The sequence below is a fragment of the Paenibacillus sp. FSL P4-0338 genome (assembly GCF_038002365.1).
Classification (GTDB): domain Bacteria; phylum Bacillota; class Bacilli; order Paenibacillales; family Paenibacillaceae; genus Paenibacillus_AQ.
Genome location: NZ_JBBOCG010000001.1, coordinates 2,458,701 through 2,478,778, shown reverse-complemented (window position 1 = coordinate 2,478,778; position 20,078 = coordinate 2,458,701). Strand labels below are relative to the sequence as shown.

The following is a 20,078-nucleotide window of genomic DNA, read 5'->3' as shown; positions in this document are numbered from 1 at the left end:
GAATTTCGCTGTTCTGCTTTTTTTTGAAAAAAATCAGAGTTTTGGGGCCCCCGCAAAGACCTGATTCATCATCGAGCTAAAGCTTCACTTTGTGTAATGTTTTCGGGGTCCCCGCAAAGTATTTGAATTCACTCCGAAGCATTACTTCACTTTGTGGGGAGAGTTTGTGGGGATGTTTTGTCACAACATCCGGCTCCATCTTGTCTACAGTTATGAAGAGCAACACAACCACAATGGAGGCGACCCAATATGAGTCTACGAATGAATTATCGTGAGGTTAACGGCCCGGCGTTCCGGGCAATGATGGCGCTGGAGCAGCATGCAGGAAGCCGCAGCAAGGATAAAGTGCTGTATGAACTGGTTAAAATACGGGTCTCCCAGATCAACGGCTGTGCGTTCTGTCTGGATATGCATGGCAAGGATCTGATGAAGCTGGGCAACTATGCCGATCATATTCTGCTGCTGAGTGTGTGGCGCGAAGCGCCGTTGTTCAGTGCGAAGGAACGTGTGCTGCTGGAATTCGCCGAGCAGGTCACGCTGATCAGTGAAGCGGGCGTTCCGTTGGAGCTGTATAATAAGATGCTTACGCATTTTAGCGAAGAGGAACTGGTAGACTGGATTATGGCGATCAATACGATCAACAGCTGGAACCGGATTGCCATTACGACCGGGATGTTCCCGGGCTGCTTCGGCTAAGGATAAGGACAGGAGTGTAAGGAAGGAGAGCTGCGTGAAGTGGACAGGGGTAAAATAACGGCTCAGGCCCAGACACCTGCGGCTGAGAATCCGGGTATGGAGGAGCTGTACCGGAATTATAAAAGCTATGCCTTCTCCATTGCGTACCGGATGTTAGGCGTGGTTGCTGATGCGGAGGATGCGGTGCAGGATATGTTCGCCGAGCTGCAGCACCGGGACCGGAGCGGCATTCAGAATATCAAAGCCTATGTGGCCAAAGGCGTGACGAACCGCTGCCTCAATATGCTGAACTCGGCTCGCAGCCGCAGAGAGACTTATATCGGGGAGTGGCTGCCGGAGCCGGTAAGCGAGGGATACGATGGCCCGGAAGCGGCGGCAGAACGTAAGGATAATTTGTCGTATGCCTTTCTGGTGCTGCTGGAGCGCCTGTCTCCCACGGAGCGTGCGGTATTCGTACTGCGGGAAGCCTTCGAATACGACTATGAAGCCATTGCCGGAATGGTAGGCAAATCGGGCAGCAACTGCCGGCAGATCTTCAGCCGGGCCAAGCGAATCCTGCAGACAGAGCCGGCTTCCCGGTTACCCTCGCTCCGATATGGAGCAGTCACCGAGAAACTGCTGATCCGCTTCACTGCCGCGTTCACCTCCTATGATGTGGGCAGCATGCTGGAGCTGCTGGGCGAGCATCCGGTCCTGGTTGCCGACGGCGGGGGCCGCGAGGTGCATACGATTCTCCGGCCGATGACCGGCCGCCGGGGAGTTACTGCACTGCTGACCTCGAAGCGGGTTATGCACTATTTGCGGGAATGGAAGCCTTCCTGCGGGCTTCTGAACGGTGAGCCGGGTCTGATCTTCACGGATCAGGGAGTCGTGAAGTGCGTGCTCTGCCTGAGCACGGATTCCAGCGGAGAACGGATTCAGAACCTGTATCTCTTAATGGACCCTGCGAAGCTGTCCCACATTACCGTACCGTCAGAGCCGCCGCAGCGCTGATGCCCGGTAACAACTAATAAAGACACGTTACTCTCCCTGATCGGGAAGGCAACGTGTCTTATTAGTTGTTAGGGGTGATATGAAGAATAATTCAAATCACATCATCCGCGATGTAAGTCTTCAGCTCCCAGTGAAATTTAGAGATAGTTGTAGAACGTACACTTAAAAACAGCGAAAATTCACACATGCCACGTTTAAATGTAGTCTGTACAACTAAATCTGCCTAAAAGTGTGAGTAGTAAAAATAAACGGCCTTATAGATGTACTATATACAACTAAACTCAGAATGGGTCGAAAATCAGTAGGTTTAGATGTACAGAATGCATTTAAGCCTGCACGCCCACTTAGTTCTTGAAGCTATGGATTGGCGCGGGAATCCGTCCGCCGCGGTTGACGAAGCCCGCACAACTGAACGGATTGACAGCCATGACTGGAGCGTATCCGAGCAAGCCGCCGAATTCGACCATCTCACCGACGTCCTTGCCGATAACCGGAATGACGCGAACCGCCGTGGTCTTGTTGTTGACCATACCGATGGCGGCTTCATCGGCAATGATGCCTGCGAGGGTCTCTTTGCTGGTGCTGCCGGGAATGGCAATCATGTCAAGGCCTACCGAGCAGACACAAGTCATAGCTTCAAGCTTCTCCAGAGTCAACGCCCCGCGCTGGACCGCCTGGATCATACCGTGGTCTTCACTGACCGGGATGAAAGCGCCACTTAAGCCGCCGACATAGGAGGAGGCCATCACTCCGCCTTTTTTGACATTATCGTTAAGGATGGCCAGTGCAGCAGTGGTGCCTGGAGCACCCGCTTCCTCCAAGCCCATGACCTGGAAAATCTCTGCGATAGAATCGCCGATCTCAGGCGTAGGTGCCAGCGACAGGTCGATGATGCCGAAGGGCACATTCAGGCGCTTGGAGGCTTCCTGGGCGACCAGCTGGCCGACACGTGTGACCTTGAAGGCGGTACGCTTGATTGTCTCGCACAGTGTCTCGAAGTCCTGTCCCTTCACTTCTTCCAGCGCCCGCTTGATCACACCCGGGCCGCTTACGCCCACGTTAATCACACACTCCCGCTCGCCCACCCCGTGGAAGGCGCCGGCCATGAACGGGTTATCCTCGACTGCGTTACAGAATACAACCAGCTTGGCACAGCCGATGGAGTCGCGGTCCTTCGTGCGCTCCGCCGTCTGGAGAATGATGTCACCCATCAGCTTCACTGCGTCCATGTTGATGCCGCTGCGTGAGGAGCCGACGTTGACGGAGGAGCAGACTCTCTCGGTTACCGCCAGCGCTTCCGGGATACTGTCAATCAGAATCCGGTCGCCCTTGGTACAGCCCTTCTGCACCAGCGCGGAATACCCGCCGATGAAGTTGACGCCTACCTCCTTGGCAGCCTTGTCCAGAATCTGGGCGACAGGCACGTAGGTATCGGTATGTACAGCCCCCGCAGCTATCGAAATCGGCGTCACGGAGATCCGTTTGTTGACAATCGGCACCCCGAATTGGCGCTCCAGATCCTCACCGGTCTTCACGAGCTTCTCGGCAGAGCGGGTAATTTTGTCATACACTTTCTGGTTGAACACCTTCATGTCGGTATGGGCACAGTCCATCAGGCTGATACCCATCGTAATGGTGCGGACATCCAGATTCATTTCCCGGATCATTTTATTCGTCTCCTGAACTTCTACAATCGAGATCACTAGCGCTCACTCCTCTCCTCGCCGGTTAAATCCGGTGCATAATATTGAAGATATCCTCATGCTGCAGCTTGATTTCCACACCGATGTCTTCCCCTACCTGCTGAAGCTCCTCCACAATCTCCTCGAACGACTTGCTGGGGGCAGAGATGTCCACGATCATCATCATGTTGAAATAATCCTGCACAATCGTCTGGGAGATGTCCAGAATGTTCAGATTGTGCTCTGCGAGGTATGTACATACTTTGGCGATAATGCCTACCTTGTCTTTCCCGAGTACAGTAATAATCCCCTTCAATTGAAAAGCCTCCCGTTATCCATGATCTATAATCTTCGCTCATTGCCGCATTAACGGAATGAACGATTTTAATTATTATGTCAAATCAAGGATAGGTTATCAACCAAAGCTTTTGTGTCGGGCTGATCAGAGATTTGAGCTTGCATTTTCCTGAGGTTATAATAACATTGACACTTGATGTGAAATATGATTTATTGGATTTTTGTAGGATAAGCTGGACTGAAGGAGCTATTATGACAACGAGAAAATATAAAGAGCTGGTTGAAGAGCGTACCAGAGAAACGCTGCACAAATGGTCGGAACAGTCAGCAGTCGAGGAGAGGGATATCTACCGTTTCCTGCATAACTTGAAGGGCACCTCGGGCACTGTGGGTCTCGATGCTGTAGAGAGGTTCTCCGGCAATGCGCTGCTCTATTTCTCGGATGATAACCATAGAAGCTGGACGGAAGCAGAGTGGGGCGATTATATTTATCCGCTGCTGGAGCTGTTTAAGGAGCCGGAGCCTGTGGGTGCGGTGCCTCCGCTGACTCCGGGGATCGCATTGTCCCATGGCAATGTCCATCAGCAGTTCGAGATTTTGATCGTGGACGATGATGTGGAGCTGGTTTCTATTTTGCGGGAATCGCTGGAGCGTAAGTCCTATTATGTCAGCATTGCGCTGTCGGCCGGACGCGGACTGAAGCTTTTTTATGAGACGAAGCCGGATTTGATTCTGCTTGATATTCTGCTGCCGGACCGCAGCGGGATTGATGTACTGAAGCAGATTATCGGCAAAGCCAAGAAAGAGCGGATTCCGATCATTATTATCAGCGGCGAGCATTCGATTGAGGTTCAGAAGTATGCCTATTCGCTGGGTGTTATGGATTACATACAAAAGCCGGTAGACATCGAGCTGTTCCTGGTCTTGATCAAGAACCGCTTTGAGCTGAAAAAAGAATGGCAGGAATCCATAATTGTTGACGAACTGACCGGGGCGTTCAACCGCAAGTACTTCAACCAGACAATGAAGCAGCTGATCGCCGATTTCAGACGGACAGGCCGGACCTTCTCCCTCGCTCTGCTGGATCTGGACCTGTTCAAGCAGGTTAATGATACTTACGGGCATCTGATGGGAGACGAGGTGCTGCAGAGCTTCTCGGAGCTGGTGAAGCAGTCCATCCGCACGGAGGATACCTTCTGCCGCTATGGCGGGGAGGAGTTTGCCCTGTTCATGCCCAATACTCCTGCGGAGCAGGCGCTGCTTGTGATGGAGCGGATTCAGGAAGTCTTCGCTGCCCGGGAATTCCAGGCCAAGCGTGAGAGCTTTCATGTAACGTTCTCCTGCGGAGTGACCGAGATCACCGGAGCGGTTCAGGATGCCGATATATTGGTAGAGGAAGCCGATCTGGCGCTATATGCCAGCAAGCATAACGGCAGAAACCAGAGCACTCTGTACAGCGAGGAACTGCTGCTGGGCCAGCGCGAGACGCTGCTGAATGTCATTATTGTGGATGATGATCCGCTGATCCGCAGAATCGTGACGACCCAATTCGCTGCCTGGCAGCCCGGGGCTAACGCAAGAGTGAAGGTTACGAGTTATGCGGACGGTGCGCTTCTGCTGGAATCGGACTGGTATGCTCCTGAAGAGAAGTATGTTATTCTGCTGGACGGTGTCATGCCGGGGCTTGACGGGCTGGAGGTGCTGGAGAAGATCCGCAGCAGTTATCCTGAGCTGAACATCCTAGTGATTATGCTGACCGGCCGTAATAACCAGCGGGATATTATCCATGCTCTGCAGATGGGGGCGGACGATTATGTCATTAAGCCGTTCCATCTGCCGGAGCTGCTGACCCGGATTGAGCGCCTGTCCCACCGGTTTCTGTTCTAAATGTCTAAATGCAATGCATCCCAAGCAGGGATGACTGAAAGGTGAGAGTGGGCTATGGTACAAAAGGTACTGATTGTAGATGATGAAGAGGTTCTGCGCATGCTGATTGAGGATACGCTGGAGGATCTGGAGAATGTGGAGGTTCATACCGCCGAGAATGGGGGCGAGGCGCTCGCCAGGCTGGCGGCAGAACCTTATGATCTGGTCATTCTGGATTACATGATGCCTGTAATGACCGGCATTGAAGTGCTGTGCGAGCTGGACGGGGAGCTGAAGAGCCGGACGCCGATTATGATGCTGACCGCCAAGGCACAGGAGATGGACCGTAACCGGGCCAGAGAGGCGGGAGCCCGATATTTTATGCCCAAGCCTTTCAGCCCGATGGAGCTGTTGCAGCTCGTGGAGGACATTCTGAGTGAGAAACCTTAAGCTTAAGCTTGCCGACCGGAGCATCAAAACGAAATATTACCGGATTCTTCTGCTCCTGTTCGTTGCCATCATGGCGGGAGGAATCGGGCTTGTCTTCTATATCAATGTCCAGCAGGAACAGCTGGATCACAAACGTGAAGTGCTGCAACATAAGACGGGGACGATCAACGAGCTGGCGGTGACGCTGAACGAGGTCTTTTTCCGGGCGAGAGGTTATGTGGCTACTCAGAGTGACAATGAGCTTGCGCTGCTGAACGCTGCGCTTAAGAGGCTTGACGGTATTCTGGAGCAGTACTCCTCCCTGAAGCTGTCAGCTGAAGAAATCCGGTACAGAGATGACCTTAAGGTGTTCTATGAACAGTACAAAAGCCAGACCTTGCCCGAAGTGATGCGGCTGGTGAAAAATAATGATTACGTGGGAATCCGGAGCTTGTCCCAGAGCGGCAGCACCAAGGCTGTGAACGAATACCTGGGCTATACCAAGCAATTCGAAACCAATTCGGATGCGCTGCTGAATGAGCTGAACTCACGCTCCATCAGGCAGGCGGATACATTCACCTTCATTGCTTTTCTGCTTAGTACCTTGTTGCTGCTGTTCTTCACCCTGCTGATCTGGCGGATGCTCAAAATTATCATCGATCCGATTGTGAAGCTGGAGGAAGCAACGAATTCGCTGGCTGCCGGGGATGCGGTTCTGCTCGGTAAGCTGCATAAGCAGGATGAGATCGGGCGGCTCTATGACGCCTTCCTGAATATGGCCCATAGCATCCAGGACAAAGAGGAAGAGCTGATGATGCAGAATGAAGAGCTGCACGCCCAGCAGGACGAGCTACAGGACCAGCAGTACAGGCTGGAGCGGTCACTCAGTGAAATTGAGAGCATGATGAAGGCGCTGAATCAGACCTCTGCCGTCGGCATTCTGTCGAACAAAGGCGTGTTCACTTACACGAATGATAATCTGAGCGTCTATACAGGGTACAAGAGCTCCGAGGTTATCGGATACACCTACCGGTTGTTTGAGCTGCATAATATTTCGGATTCCCAGGTGGAGCAGATGATCCGCAAGCTGTCGACCGGCGGAGTGTGGAGCGGGGAGACGAAGCTTGCGGCGAAGGACGGTTCGCCGCTCTGGCTGCAGCTGACAATCATGCCTTACTTGAACGATGAAGGCCAGATATACCAGTATATCCTGATTGCCAATAATATTACTTCAATGAAGAATGTGCAGCAGGAGCTGGCGGAGACGCTGAAAAGCACGGAGCAGACGTCCATGATGCTGGAGCTTAACAATCAGCTGAATCATGAAATTACCTATACGCTCGACAAGCATGAATTCGCCGAAAAGTTCAACAAATTCATGAACCGTCTGTTCTCGTTCGACTCCAGTCTTTTCCTGCTGGTCAAGGATAAGATAGCGGTGGTCAAAGGGGTACCGCCGGAGAATGTGGAGCGGTACATCGGTGAGGGCAGCAAGGAGATTCTGTACCGCCTGAGCGTGGAAAAGTCGTATGTGGTGAAGCGGGTAGGCTCGGTCAGAGAGCAGGGAATCTCCGCCAATGAGGTATATTGTTACGACTACTATACAACTGTAGTGAATGCGGAGGATGAGATTCTGGCGGTCTTCTGCGGAACCCGCATCGGACATCCGTTCACAGAGGAAGAGACCAGTGAAATTCAGGGGATAATGAACCGGGTCGCCCTGGCCATTGAACGCCTGTTCATGTACGAGGAGATTGAGAATGGCCGCAAGCTGAATCAGGATATTGTCAACAACGTCAATGAGGGCATCCAGTTTGTCAGCACGGACGGCGTCATTCAGCACATCAACAAGGCGCTGAGCCAATTGTTCAGCTATGAGGACTGGACGGAAGGCATGCTGATTCCCAAGGAGCGCTGGATGGAGCACTTCACCCTCAGGGTGAATGAATCCGAAGAGCTGGGGCGCTTTTACCTGAAAGCGATGTCCGAGCATACCGTTGACTCCAGTGCGATGAAGTATTCTATCGGCAAGGAAGACTTGAAGCATGTGGATGCCTATGCCATACCGGTCTTCCGCCGGGAGGTCCGGGTGGGGACGCTATTTGTCCACCGTGACATTACCCGCGAATATGAGCTCGATCTGATGAAGTCGGAACTGGTCAGCACGGTCAGCCATGAGCTGCGGACTCCGCTGTCGAGTGTACTAGGCTTCACGGAGCTGCTGCTGTCCAAAACGATGAAGCCGGAGAAGCAGCTGAAATATCTGGAGACGATTCATAAGGAAGCCAAGCGTCTGACGGAGCTGATTAACGACTTCCTGGACCTGCAGCGGATGGAGTCCGGCACACAGCTGTACAATGTGGAGAAGGTCAACCTTAGTGAAACGGTCCTGAGTGTCATAGATCAGTACAAGCTGAGCGGTACCCACCATATTCTGCTGGAGGATGAGGCTCTGAATCCAGAGGTTGAAGTAGACAAGGATAAAATTATCCAGGTGCTGACCAACCTGCTGAGCAATGCGATCAAGTTCTCGCCGGGCGCAAGTGAAGTGAAGGTCATGCTTCATAACGAACCGGGCAACATTATGGTGAGGATTCAGGACCATGGACTCGGGATTCCTAAGAATCAGATCGGGCAGCTGTTCCAGAAATTCCGCAGAGTGGACAATAGTGCATCCAAGCGGATTGGCGGTACGGGGCTCGGCCTGGCTATCTGCAAGGAAATTATTGAGAAGCAGAAGGGAACAATCGGGATTGAGTCTGTTGAAGGCGAAGGTTCGACAGTATGGTTCCGTCTTCCGTTGATGCAGGCCGAGACCGGCCACCCGGAGGAGGAGCCTTCCCATAGATGGAACGCCAGCAAGGAGCAGAAGCCGAATGTAATGATTGTGGAGGATGATTACAGCCTGTCGCTGCTGCTCTCGGAGGAGCTGAAGGGCAAGGGCTTCCGGGTCACCCACCACTATCATCCGCAAAAAGCTTTTGACCAGGCCGTCAAAACGCCCTTCGTAGCGATTATTGTGGATCTGATGCTGGGCGATGAGCTGGACGGCTGGGATCTGATCTGCATGCTCAAGAATGATCCCCGGACCGAGAAGGTGCCGATTGTCATCTCCTCGGCGCTGGATAAGGACAATAAGAGCATGATGGATAACGTGCGGAAATATCTGACCAAGCCCTATCCGCCTGGCGAGCTGTCGGGTACGCTTCAGGAGATTGTGGACATTCAGCTGAAGACAGGCGAGGTGCTGTTCCCGGATAACGGTGAGGCCGGACATGGTTCGGCGCTTGGCGAAAGCTAGAGTGAGTATCGAGTAGTGCTGAGTATCTGCTTAGTGAGTATATGGGTAATGCAATAATATGATGGAATATAGTTATAGCGGAACAAGTCTCTTTCGGGGGGCTTGTTTTTTTGTATGCTTATTCGGTTCCCGGCAAAACTTGCTTTAGAGTAGACTCTAAGGGTTATAGTGAATATGAAGCAGCCAATCTAGCAGGAGTGAAAGGGAGGAATTGCGATGAAGTACAGTTATTTGGGTAAATCGGGGCTGAAGGTGAGCCAGTTGTGTCTGGGGACAATGAATTTCGGGCCGGAGACGGAGGAGAAGGAAGCCTTCAGAATTATGGATGCGGCCCTCGATGCGGGAATTAATTTCTTCGATACAGCGAATGTATACGGCGGCCAGGACCGGCGGGGCTGGACGGAGGAAATTATCGGCCGCTGGTTTCAGCAGGGCGGCGGACGGCGCGAGAAGGTAGTGCTGGCCACCAAGGTCTACAATGACATGTCCGACGAGCAGGACGGTCCTAATTCCGGCTCAGGCTTGTCTGCCTACAAGATCAGACGGCATTTCGAGGGCTCGCTGCGGCGCCTGCAGACCGATCATATTGAATTATATCAGATGCATCATATCGACCGGAACGTATCGTGGGACGAGCTGTGGGGAGCATTCGAGATCCTCGTGTCCCAGGGTAAAGCCGACTATATCGGGTCCAGTAACTTTGCGGGCTGGCATATTGCTGCTGCCCAGGCGAAGGCGAAGGAGCGCCATTTCCTCGGCCTTGTCTCCGAGCAGCATCTCTACAACCTGCTCGAGCGGACGCCAGAGCTTGAAGTGCTGCCTGCCTCACAGGAGCTGGGCCTAGGTGTCATTCCGTGGAGTCCGCTGGCCGGAGGCCTGCTGGGACGTAATGCACTCGCCAAGACCGGGGTGCGCAGCGCCCGTTCAGCCAAGCTGGAGCAGCACCGCAGCCAGCTGGAACAGTTCTCCGCGCTCTGCAAAGAGCTGGGGGAGCATGAAGATCAGGTTGCTCTGGCCTGGGTACTGGCGAATCCGGCTGTGACCGCACCGATTATCGGGCCGCGCACGACCCAGCAGTTCGAGGACTCCCTGCGGGTGACCGAGATTACGCTGGATGAGGCCACGCTGAAGAAGCTGGATGAGATTTTTCCGGGACCGGGCAAGCCGGCACCGGAAGCGTATGCCTGGTAAGCGAAGTCAACGAATGTTAACCATGCCTAAGGTAAGCAGGGTTTGGAACCCGGCATATCCCGCAGCAGGTGTATGATACGGAATCATCTGACCAATTACGGCCGGACTGTCCCTGATGGGATGGTCCGGCTATATTTTTGTAAGTATCCAGATAAATGTGGTAGACTGATCCTGTGAGTTGAACAACTAGAGAAGATAGGGGAACTGCCGATGCTTTTTTATCTGATAGCTGTCCTCGTTCTGATGCTTGATCAGGCAACGAAATGGATAGTGCGTACCCATATGGAGCTTGGGGAGATGCTTCCCTCCTGGACACCGCATTTGCGGTTTGTATACTATGAGAACAGCGGCGCGGCCTTTAGCTCATTTCAGGGGTTTGGCAAATATTTTGCGATTGTTGCCGTGATTTTTGTAGCAGTAATCTTCTATTACCGGCGTCAGGGTAAAATCCGCGGCCCCTTGCTCGAAGCAGCCAGCGGCTTCCTGGTAGGCGGGGCCATCGGTAATGCCATCGACCGGGTACTCTATCACCAGGTGACTGATTTCCTGGTCTTCGGGGACCGGGGAGGGATTCTTAATCTGGCCGATCTGGCGATCAATGCCGGAGGCCTTCTGATCCTGGTGTACCTGCTTGTGGACCATTTCCGGCAACCCGCAGCCCGCAGACCGTTATAAATTCCAGCCTCTTAGCACTCCGGTCTATCATTTTATCTAATGCAACTTATCATAATTAGTAATGAACCCGGCTAAATCAGAGCGTTTTACTATGATTTAGCCGGGTTTTGTGCATTTTATGCAAGTATTTACCTTTTTAAGAACATGATGGCTGTTATAAGATTCGTTGATCGTTTGCCGGTATTGTGTTAGCCTGAGTTCATGATATTAAGAGGAAAGAAGATTGCACGCTAAGGAGAGGTCGATATTGTTGCAACTACAAGTTACGAACAGTCCTTTTAATGAGAACCAGGCAGAGCTGCTGAACCAGCTTCTGCCTACGCTGACACCTTCACAACAGGTATGGTTAAGCGGGTATTTATCTGCGCTGTCGGTGCAGGGCAACCAGGGATCAAGCGTCCAAGCAGTATCCGCTGCTCCAGCAGTAGTAGTAGAGTCAGCAACAGCCGCTTCGCAGCAAGCATCGCGTGAAGTGACCGTATTGTTCGGCTCCCAGACCGGCAACTGCCAGCGGCTCGCGGTGAGCCTCTCCCGCAAGCTGGAGGAGCAGGGATTTAAGGTCACAGTCTCTGCAATGAACAGCTTCAAGCCGAATGGACTGAAGAAGACAGAGAACCTGCTGCTGCTGGTTAGCACCCATGGCGAGGGGGAACCGCCGGATAATGCCCGTGCCTTCCATGAATTCCTCTACAGCAAAAGAGCACCGCAGCTTCCAGGCCTGCGCTTCTCGGTACTCGCGCTAGGCGATACCTCCTATGAATTCTTCTGCCAGACCGGCAAAGACTTCGATCAGAAGCTGGAAGAACTGGGCGCTCAAAGGTTAAGCCCGCGTGTAGATTGCGACCTCGATTACGATGAGCCGGTGGCCGAGTGGTTCGGCCAGGTCATCAGCTCGCTTAACGGCGCACAGAATACAGCAGGAATTGCGAATGCAGCGGTTCAGGCTGCTGAGAGCGCGGAGTCGCTGGAATCAGGCTTTTCACGAAATCATCCTTTCCATGCCGAAGTACTGGAGAATCTTAATCTGAACGGCCGCGGCTCAGACCGCGAGACCCGCCATCTGGAGCTGTCGCTTGCCGGATCGAATATCACCTTTGAGCCGGGGGATTCGCTTGGCGTCTATCCCGAGAACCACCCGCAGCTGGTAGAAGAGATCATTGCCGCTATGGGCTGGGATGCGAATGAACGTGTTCCGCTGAACAAGAAGGGCGCAGAAGGCACGCTACAGGAAGCGCTGCTGCGGCATTATGAAATTACGGTGCTGACGAAGCCGCTCCTGGAGCAGGCTGCCACGCTTAACTCGGCACCTGCCCTGAAGGACCTGCTGGCCTCCGGGCGGGAACAGGAACTGAAGGAATATATCCAGGGCCGGGATCTGCTGGATCTTATGCAAGACTATGGACCCTGGAATGCTCCAGCCAGCATCTTCGTGACCATCCTGCGCAAGCTTCCGGCCCGCTTGTATTCCATTGCCAGCAGCTACAATGCCAACCCGGATGAAGTACACTTCACGGTGCGGGCTGTGCGTTACGAGTCACATGGCCGTGAGCGTTACGGTGTCTGCTCGGTACACTGTGCTGAGCGTGTACAGCCGGGTGCTACTTTGCCGGTATATATCCAGAACAATCCGAACTTCAAGCTGCCCGCTGATTCCAGTGTACCGGTAATTATGATCGGTCCGGGCACAGGCGTTGCCCCGTTCCGTTCCTTCCTGGAGGAGCGTGAGGAGCAGGGTGCTGAGGGTCCAAGCTGGCTGTTCTATGGAGACCGTCATTTCGTTACAGACTTCCTCTACCAGACGGATTGGCAGCGGATGCTGAAGGACGGTGTCCTCAGCAGGCTGGATGTGGCCTTCTCACGCGACACTGAGGAGAAGGTGTATGTGCAGCACCGTATCCTGGAGCAGAGCAAGGAGCTGTACCGCTGGCTGCAGGAAGGGGCACATATCTATGTGTGCGGCGATGAGAAGCATATGGCTCATGATGTGCATTCCGCACTGCTTACAGTGATCCAGGAGGAAGGCGGACTAAGTGCAGAAGCGGCTGCCGCCTATCTGGAGACCCTTCAGCAGGAGCAGCGTTACCAGCGGGATGTCTATTAAGCGGGACTTAAGCGGAAGAGGAGAGAATCAGCAATGGCAAACAATGAACCAGCGGTAAAGCCGATTGGCGGACCGCCGAGTGATGTTGAACATATTAAGCTGGAGAGTAATTATCTGCGCGGTGCGCTTGTCGAGACCCTTAGCAATCCGATTACAGGAGGTCTGCCGGAGGATGACAACCGGCTGCTGAAATTCCACGGCAGCTATATGCAGGATGACCGGGATCTGCGCAGTGAGCGGGAACGCTCCAAGCTGGAGCCGGCGTTCCAGTTCATGCTGCGGGTAGTAGCGCCCGGTGGTGTGGCGTCTGCTGCACAGTGGCTGGTCATGGATGAGCTGGCCCATAAGTACGGCAACGGGACACTGCGCCTGACGACACGGCAGGCTTTTCAGATGCATGGGGTGCTGAAGTGGAACCTCAAGAATACGATCAGAACGATCAACGACACCCTGATGACCACGCTTGCGGCCTGCGGAGATGTTAACCGTAATGTGATGAGCGGTCCGAACCCGTATCAGTCGGAGGTTCATGCCGAGGTCCAGGAGTGGGCCCACAAAATCAGTGATCATCTTGCCCCGCGTACCCGTGCGTATCATGAGATCTGGCTGGACGGCGAAAAGGTTGTGGACAGCAAGGTGGTTGAGCCGATCTACGGCCCGGTCTACCTGCCCCGCAAATTCAAGATTGGCCTGGCGGTGCCCCCATCCAATGATGTAGATGTGTTCTCCCAGGATCTGGGCTTCATCGCCATTCTGGAGGACGGCAAGCTGGCTGGCTTCAACGTCTCGGTCGGCGGCGGTATGGGAATGACGCATGGCGATACGAATACGTATCCCCAATTGGGACGGATCATTGGCTTCTGCCGTCCGGAGCAGATGATTGATCTGGCCGAGAAGACAGTTACGATTCAGCGTGATTACGGCAACCGTTCAGTCCGCAAGAACGCCCGCTTCAAGTATACGATCGACCGGCACGGGCTGGAGTGGTTCAAGGGAGAGCTGCACGAACGGCTGGGCTGGACACTGGAGCCGGCGCGCGACTATCACTTCGATCATAATGGCGACCGCTATGGTTGGGTGAAGGGGATGGACGGCAAATGGAACCTGACGCTCTATATCCAGAGCGGACGGATTCAGGATCAGGAGGGCTACCTGCTGATGACCGGCCTGCGCGAGATTGCCAAGATTCACAGCGGAGACTTCCGGCTGACCCCGAACCAGAATCTGATTATCGGCGGAGTGACCCAGGCGAAGAAGCGCAAGATTACAGAGCTTGCCAAGCAGTACGGGCTGACGGACGGGGCCCATCATTCTGCACTGCGCAGAAGTGCGATGTCCTGTGTAGCCCTGCCGACCTGCGGGCTGGCTATGGCGGAAGCAGAGCGTTATCTGCCGCACCTGCTGGATAAGCTGGAGGTTATCATAGATGAAGCCGGGCTGCGCAATGAAGAGATTATCATCCGTATGACCGGCTGCCCTAACGGCTGTGCCAGACCGGCGCTGGGCGAGATTGCTTTTATCGGGAAAGGTCCGGGCAGATATAATATGTACCTGGGTGCAGGCTTTACCGGAGACCGGCTGAACAAGCTGTATAAGGAGAACATTGACGAGCGGGAGATTCTGGACACCCTGGGGCCGATTATTCATAGCTACGCAAGAGAGCGCAATGCCGGTGAGCACTTCGGCGATTATGTGATCCGCAGCGGGTATGTCAAGGCAGTTACTTCGGGGCTCAACTTCCACGACTAACAGCTGATGCCTGGCGGTCTGTATATGCTATAACTACCAGTAACTTGTACGGAATAGCCATCATAGGAAGGTTAGTTATGAGCCTGTTTTCTGGTGTTTTTGCGGAAGACAGGTTTATTTTGTTTGTTTATTTGGATTTTCGGAAGTTTTCTTACATAATATAGAGTAGCACTACCCCATTATAATCAAGAGCCATTATATATAGTGAGTAATGGATTCTGTACAGAAGAGGCGAATTGAATGATCATTATGAAATCGATGGAAGAGATTGAGAAGATGCGGGCAGCCGGCATAATCCTGGCGGAATGCCACCGGGAGATTGCCAAGTTGATCAAGCCGGGAATTACCACCTGGGAGATCGACCAGTTTGCCGAGAAGTTCATTCTATCGCATGGCGCAACCCCGGAGCAGAAGGGCTATCACGGTTATCCATATGCCACCTGCGCATCTGTGAATGATGTCATCTGCCATGGCTTCCCTAAGCATGAGGAGCTGAAGGATGGAGATATTGTTACGATTGATATGGTAGTCAACCTGAACGGCTGGCTGGCGGATTCGGCCTGGTCCTACGGGGTGGGTACAATTAGTGAGCAGGCGGAGAAGCTGCTGGTGACGACCAAAGAATCTCTGTTCAAAGGCATCGAGCAGGCTGTAGCCGGCAACCGCATAGGCGACGTAGCGCATGCTATTCAGGTATATGCCGAATCTAACGGTTATTCCGTTGTCCGGGACTTCATCGGTCACGGGATTGGCTCCGAGATGCACGAAGCACCTGAAGTGCCTCATTACGGCCCGGCCGGTAAAGGCCCGCGGATTAAGGAAGGCATGGTGTTCACCATTGAGCCGATGCTCAATACCGGTAGCTACCGGACCAAGGTGGATGCAGACGGGTGGACTGCGCGCACCATTGACGGGGGTCTATCGGCCCAGTATGAGCATACGCTGGCGGTCACCCCGCAGGGCACGATTATTTTGACAGAGCTATAGAAGAATTAAGGGGTTAAAGACCCGCATCACGCAGCAAAGGCAGGGCCGTCCATGTAGGACAGTCCTGCCTTTGCTGCAGCTGCATCTGAGTTAATCTGTAATATTCCGTGTGTAATACTCGATGATATCCTTGCGGCGGATGATGCCGAGGAAGATTCCGCTGTCGTCCACTACCGGGACGAAGTTCTGGTCTGCTGCCAGGGTCAGCATATCCTCCATCTGCGCGTGGATCTCTACGCTCTCGTTATGCACATGACGCTGAATGGAGCCAACAGTCACCTCGTTCATATTCGCGAAGCTCAGACCATCGGTGTTCTTCAGTTTCCATAGCAGATCGCCCTCCGACAAGGTCCCAACATATTTACCGGCATCGTCAATAATTGGAATGGCCGAATAATAATGATTCTCCAGCTGATCCAGCGCTTCCCGCATAGAAATCGAGGAGGTGATGAATGCCACTTGATCCTTGGGCAGCAAAAATGAGGATATTTCCATAAGTTAGTCTCCTTTACAGTAGGATGAAATACATAACGTTATTACAATTAAAACATAGAACAGGATGTAAGCGCATTAAAAATCAGGTTACAACTTTGAAATGTTACGTTTACGCTGGGATTATGAGGCCGCAGAAAAAAAGGATATGCTGTCCTTCCAAGGGAAGAACCGTCATATCCTAAGCGCTTTTGTGAATAGGAAACTACTAAGGGAGTTAGCCGTTCTGGCCGTTGTCGTGGCTAATCTGCCAGTGAATGCCGAATTTGTCCTTCAGGTTCCCGTAGGCCTTGCTCCAGAAGGTCTCCTGCAGCTCCATGTGTACAGTTCCGCCTTCCTTCAGCTTGTTGAACCAGAGACGAATCTTCTCTTCATCGGTATCCGTCACCGTTAGGCTGATATTATTCCCTTCCGTGAACGGCATGCCGGGGAATACGTCAGAGAACATGACCGGGCTGCCGGCAATCATCAGATTGGCGTGCATGACGAGATGTTTGGCTTCTTCCGGTACAGGATGGGACGGATCGGGCGGAGCCTCGCCGAAGGTCATGATATGCGGAGGTTCGGTCCCGAATACTTCAGCGTAATATTCTACAGCCTCCCGGGTATTGCCATTGAAATTCAGGTACACATTGATTGCCACATCTGTCACTCCTCTTGTGTTAAATTAAGGCAAGGACGTTACGGTCCCATTGTATCATGCGCCTGTGCATTCACAATTATTCGGGGTAGGCTGTGCCATCATCGCGGTGGAGAAGCCGGAGGATTCTCGGGGACTCCGTTTAGGATATGATCTACCCATGCATAACAACGGTCCAGATCTTGTGCGGAGATGAGGTCAGAGCGGTGCTCGAACATGATGTTCACTTCGCTGTTCTCCTCACGGATAATGCCCAGATAGTCTTCGATCGGGGCCCAGCCCTCCCCGGCGCTTAACTCCGGTAGGACCGGGTAATGGCCGTGCTGGATAGTTTCGTTAATCTGAACATTCGACAGATGGATCAATGCCGCATACTTGGTGTATTTTCTCAGAAGGGCACGGGCATCGAAATTAGGGTCAAGCTTATCCTGCTGATACAACCGGCCGGTATCCAGACATAGCTTAATATCCGGATAGGCAAGCAAGAGCTGTTCCAGAAAATTATGCTGGCAGATATAACTGTTCAGTCCGTCGAACTCCAAAATGGGCTGGAACCGGTACTCCCGGCCCTTCCGGCTAAGCCAGTCGAAGAGAACTTTGCTGTGCTGTATCAGTTCATTCAGAGAGAGGTCATTCTCATAAATATATTCTTTCCTGTCAGCAAATCGCCAGGAGCTCCAGTCCACCTGAGGATCTAGGATAACCGGCTTGGGATAATGAAATAATACGTAATCGGGTTGTAGCCTCACCATATAATCCAGCTCTTCCTGGATCTGCTGGAATGCTTCAGAACGCACGTAATCATCCGGTGAGAGAAATAAGGCATCTCTTAGTCTGGCAGGATTGGCCCGGAGCGGGTAATGGACTCCTGTGTGGAATCCGTACTTCTGTGCTGCATCAATCAGCGTCTGGCAAGCTTCATCGGACGGGAAAGAACAAGCCTCAATGCCATAGAATTCGGCTTTGAAATCCCTGTGGAACTTGCCATAATCAAATCCTCCATATTGACCTATCATAAATCGCTTCATTTATACACCCCGCATATAATAATTGATCCTAAGGATAAAGAATTCGCCGAAATCCCGTGTTCACCTGCAACTATTAATGGGCAAATTTCCCTGATTTATGCTATTATTATAGAGTTATCGCTAGCCAGTCACACTAAAGGAGAAATGCCGCATGAAAGGGATCAGACAGTTGCTGCCGGGTGAGGAGAAGCTGATTACTCCCTTGATCCGGGAGGCGTTTGATATACATATTGCCGCCAATCATTCGGCGCAGGGTGTTATTGAATTCTACAGGTACATTGAGCTTGCCGCCATTATTAGGCGGATGCAGGAGGATCACGAGATCTACATCGCGCTTAGCGGGCAAGAGGTTACAGGAATCATAGAGCTGCGCAATCATCAGCATATCTCTCTGCTGTTCGTGAAGAATGCTTATAAGGGAACCGGAATCGGCAAGACCCTGCTGCGGTATGCGGTAGACCGGATGAGGACGGGAGGGAGCACGCAAATTACGGTGAACTCTTCCCCGAATTCTACTGGCTTCTATGCCTCCCAGGGATTCGTATCGCTTGGTGAAGAGGAAGAAGAGCACGGGATACGTTCACTGAGCATGAAGCTGGATTTGAAGGGATAATGGGTTCAGTTGCCCCGCACAGATGCTCCATACGTCATGGAAATGGACGGTGGGGCATTTTTTTGTGTGCGGCCAGCAGGAATAAACTGGAGTGTTATCGAATATTAGCGATTATCAACAAAATTCGACTTTCAACTACATACATACGCGGGGGTTTGCGCAATGAAAACATGGAAAAAGACAGCATTCTTGATCGTTACCTTCGGACTGATCTTTCTGCTCCCGTTATTCGGAAGTCTTGCGAAGTGGAAGGGGATGCCCCCGGGTTACGGGGATTTCCCGGCCCAGAAGGTCGAAGCGGACCCCGGATTCAGCCTGCTGTATTTCTCGCTCGCCTGCGTCGTGGCCCTGATCATCACACTGGTTCTGGTATTCCCCGGATGGTTCGGCTTCAAGAAGACGGAGGAGGCACCCCGGAAGGCGGGGGCGGCCACTCCTTTTCCTGTCTGGTTCTGGTGGAGTCTGCCGGTGCTTGCGCTTAGCTGGTTCCTGATGTGGGCACGGGTGAAGCTATTTATCTCTCTGGAGCATTACACCTTTGTTCCCCTCTGGTGGTCTTTTATCCTGATTCTGGACGGGCTGGTCTACCGGAGAAATCACGGAGCCTCGATCATCTCGCGCAAGCCTCATGTCATGCAGCTGCTGGCGGTGGTGTCCTGCTTCAGCTGGTTTGCTTTTGAATACCTGAATTTCTTCGTGCTGGAGAATTGGTATTACCCTAATAATGAAGTGTTCTCTAACTTCGGCAATGTGTTCTGGTTCTCCTTATCCTATACCACCGTCCTTCCGGCCATCTTCGAATGGTACTTACTCCTCAAGACCTTCCGTCTGTTCCGCAACCGTTATAGTCATGGGCCTAAGCTGAAGGTGTCACGCATTTGGCTGATCATCTATTATATTCTCGGGCTGATTCTGGCCTTCGGCATGGGCTATTATCCGTACCTGCTGTTCTGGGTACTGTGGGTTGCGCTGGTTCCGATGCTGTCCGCAGCGATGGCGCTTGCCGGTTACTGGACTCCCTTCACCCCGGTGAAGAACGGGGACTGGTCCAAGGTGATTCTGGTGGGACTGGCTACGGTGTTCAACGGCTTCTTCTGGGAGTTCTGGAACTTTGGCAGTGAGTGGTTCCATGATGATGCCCCTACCAATCCGAATTACTGGAAATACTCGGTGCCTTATCTGGACAAATTTCATATTTTCTCCGAGATGCCGGTTCTGGGCTATTTCGGTTATCTGTTCTTTGGGTTGAATTGCTGGATTATCTGGCTGATCGCTGCCTATGTATTTAAATTCGATGCCGATATTGAGGTTACGGGAGAACAAGGCTAAAGGTGGAGT

At 52.7% G+C, this 20,078-nt stretch carries 17 protein-coding genes; 12 read left to right on the top strand and 5 right to left on the bottom strand.

Annotated features, from left to right (window positions below; all coding sequences use genetic code 11):
• The first annotated feature begins 249 nt into the window (after nt 1–249).
• Both MKZ07_RS10965 and MKZ07_RS10960 read left to right on the top strand, forming a co-directional pair.
• Complete coding sequence (locus MKZ07_RS10965) at nt 250–696, top strand: carboxymuconolactone decarboxylase family protein (RefSeq protein ID WP_036700804.1); 447 nt, start codon at nt 250–252, stop codon at nt 694–696.
• A gap of 96 nt (nt 697–792) precedes the next feature.
• Nucleotides 793–1,689: a sigma-70 family RNA polymerase sigma factor gene (locus MKZ07_RS10960; RefSeq protein ID WP_445670303.1), complete on the top strand. Its 897-nt coding sequence runs from the start codon at nt 793–795 to the stop codon at nt 1,687–1,689.
• A 344-nt stretch (nt 1,690–2,033) separates the two neighbouring features.
• On the opposite strand, the gene MKZ07_RS10955 is transcribed toward MKZ07_RS10960, so the two are convergent.
• Together MKZ07_RS10955 and MKZ07_RS10950 are read right to left on the bottom strand one after the other, a co-directional pair.
• Nucleotides 2,034–3,392: a PFL family protein gene (locus MKZ07_RS10955; RefSeq protein WP_036700806.1), complete on the bottom strand. Its 1,359-nt coding sequence runs from the start codon at nt 3,390–3,392 to the stop codon at nt 2,034–2,036.
• A gap of 25 nt (nt 3,393–3,417) precedes the next feature.
• A complete protein-coding gene (locus MKZ07_RS10950; protein ID WP_036700808.1) occupies nt 3,418–3,687 on the bottom strand; it encodes an ACT domain-containing protein in 270 nt (89 codons plus the stop codon).
• 233 nt (nt 3,688–3,920) lie between these two features.
• Here MKZ07_RS10950 and MKZ07_RS10945 point away from each other — a divergent pair, with 233 nt between their 5' ends.
• From MKZ07_RS10945 to map, 8 genes are all read left to right on the top strand, one after another.
• Entirely contained in the window at nt 3,921–5,555 is a 1,635-nt protein-coding gene (locus MKZ07_RS10945) for a GGDEF domain-containing response regulator (protein ID WP_036700811.1), read from the top strand.
• Between the two features lie 54 nt (nt 5,556–5,609).
• Nucleotides 5,610–5,984, top strand: a complete 375-nt coding sequence (locus MKZ07_RS10940; protein ID WP_076156774.1) for a response regulator — start codon at nt 5,610–5,612, stop codon at nt 5,982–5,984.
• Complete coding sequence (locus MKZ07_RS10935; protein WP_341025807.1) at nt 5,971–9,264, top strand: ATP-binding protein; 3,294 nt, start codon at nt 5,971–5,973, stop codon at nt 9,262–9,264. Before MKZ07_RS10940 ends, MKZ07_RS10935 begins: the two co-directional genes overlap by 14 nt.
• 216 nt (nt 9,265–9,480) lie before the next feature.
• Nucleotides 9,481–10,455: an aldo/keto reductase gene (locus tag MKZ07_RS10930; protein WP_036700815.1), complete on the top strand. Its 975-nt coding sequence runs from the start codon at nt 9,481–9,483 to the stop codon at nt 10,453–10,455.
• Between the two features lie 210 nt (nt 10,456–10,665).
• A complete protein-coding gene (gene lspA / locus MKZ07_RS10925; RefSeq protein WP_341025805.1) occupies nt 10,666–11,130 on the top strand; it encodes a signal peptidase II in 465 nt (154 codons plus the stop codon).
• 250 nt (nt 11,131–11,380) lie between these two features.
• Nucleotides 11,381–13,231: an assimilatory sulfite reductase (NADPH) flavoprotein subunit gene (locus MKZ07_RS10920; RefSeq protein WP_341027966.1), complete on the top strand. Its 1,851-nt coding sequence runs from the start codon at nt 11,381–11,383 to the stop codon at nt 13,229–13,231.
• Nucleotides 13,232–13,264: 33 nt separating this feature from the next.
• On the top strand, nt 13,265–14,980 hold the full coding sequence (gene cysI, locus MKZ07_RS10915; protein ID WP_341025803.1) for an assimilatory sulfite reductase (NADPH) hemoprotein subunit: 1,716 nt from the start codon (nt 13,265–13,267) through the stop codon (nt 14,978–14,980).
• Nucleotides 14,981–15,220: 240 nt separating this feature from the next.
• Entirely contained in the window at nt 15,221–15,967 is a 747-nt protein-coding gene (gene map, locus MKZ07_RS10910) for a type I methionyl aminopeptidase (protein ID WP_036700821.1), read from the top strand.
• Between the two features lie 90 nt (nt 15,968–16,057).
• Here the strand turns inward: map and MKZ07_RS10905 are convergent, their stop codons facing one another.
• From MKZ07_RS10905 to MKZ07_RS10895, 3 genes are all read right to left on the bottom strand, one after another.
• Nucleotides 16,058–16,462: a CBS domain-containing protein gene (locus MKZ07_RS10905; RefSeq protein WP_036700824.1), complete on the bottom strand. Its 405-nt coding sequence runs from the start codon at nt 16,460–16,462 to the stop codon at nt 16,058–16,060.
• A 214-nt stretch (nt 16,463–16,676) separates the two neighbouring features.
• The gene (locus MKZ07_RS10900; protein WP_036700827.1) at nt 16,677–17,102 is read right to left on the bottom strand and encodes a VOC family protein; all 426 of its coding nucleotides are present in this window, start codon (nt 17,100–17,102) and stop codon (nt 16,677–16,679) included.
• A gap of 98 nt (nt 17,103–17,200) precedes the next feature.
• Nucleotides 17,201–18,127, bottom strand: coding sequence for a sugar phosphate isomerase/epimerase family protein (locus tag MKZ07_RS10895; protein WP_036700830.1), 927 nt, complete (start codon nt 18,125–18,127; stop codon nt 17,201–17,203).
• Nucleotides 18,128–18,278: 151 nt separating this feature from the next.
• Here MKZ07_RS10895 and MKZ07_RS10890 point away from each other — a divergent pair, with 151 nt between their 5' ends.
• Both MKZ07_RS10890 and MKZ07_RS10885 read left to right on the top strand, forming a co-directional pair.
• A complete protein-coding gene (locus MKZ07_RS10890) occupies nt 18,279–18,740 on the top strand; it encodes a GNAT family N-acetyltransferase (RefSeq protein WP_051494028.1) in 462 nt (153 codons plus the stop codon).
• Nucleotides 18,741–18,902: 162 nt separating this feature from the next.
• On the top strand, nt 18,903–20,069 hold the full coding sequence (locus tag MKZ07_RS10885; RefSeq protein WP_036700832.1) for a hypothetical protein: 1,167 nt from the start codon (nt 18,903–18,905) through the stop codon (nt 20,067–20,069).
• Nucleotides 20,070–20,078: the final 9 nt, after the last annotated feature.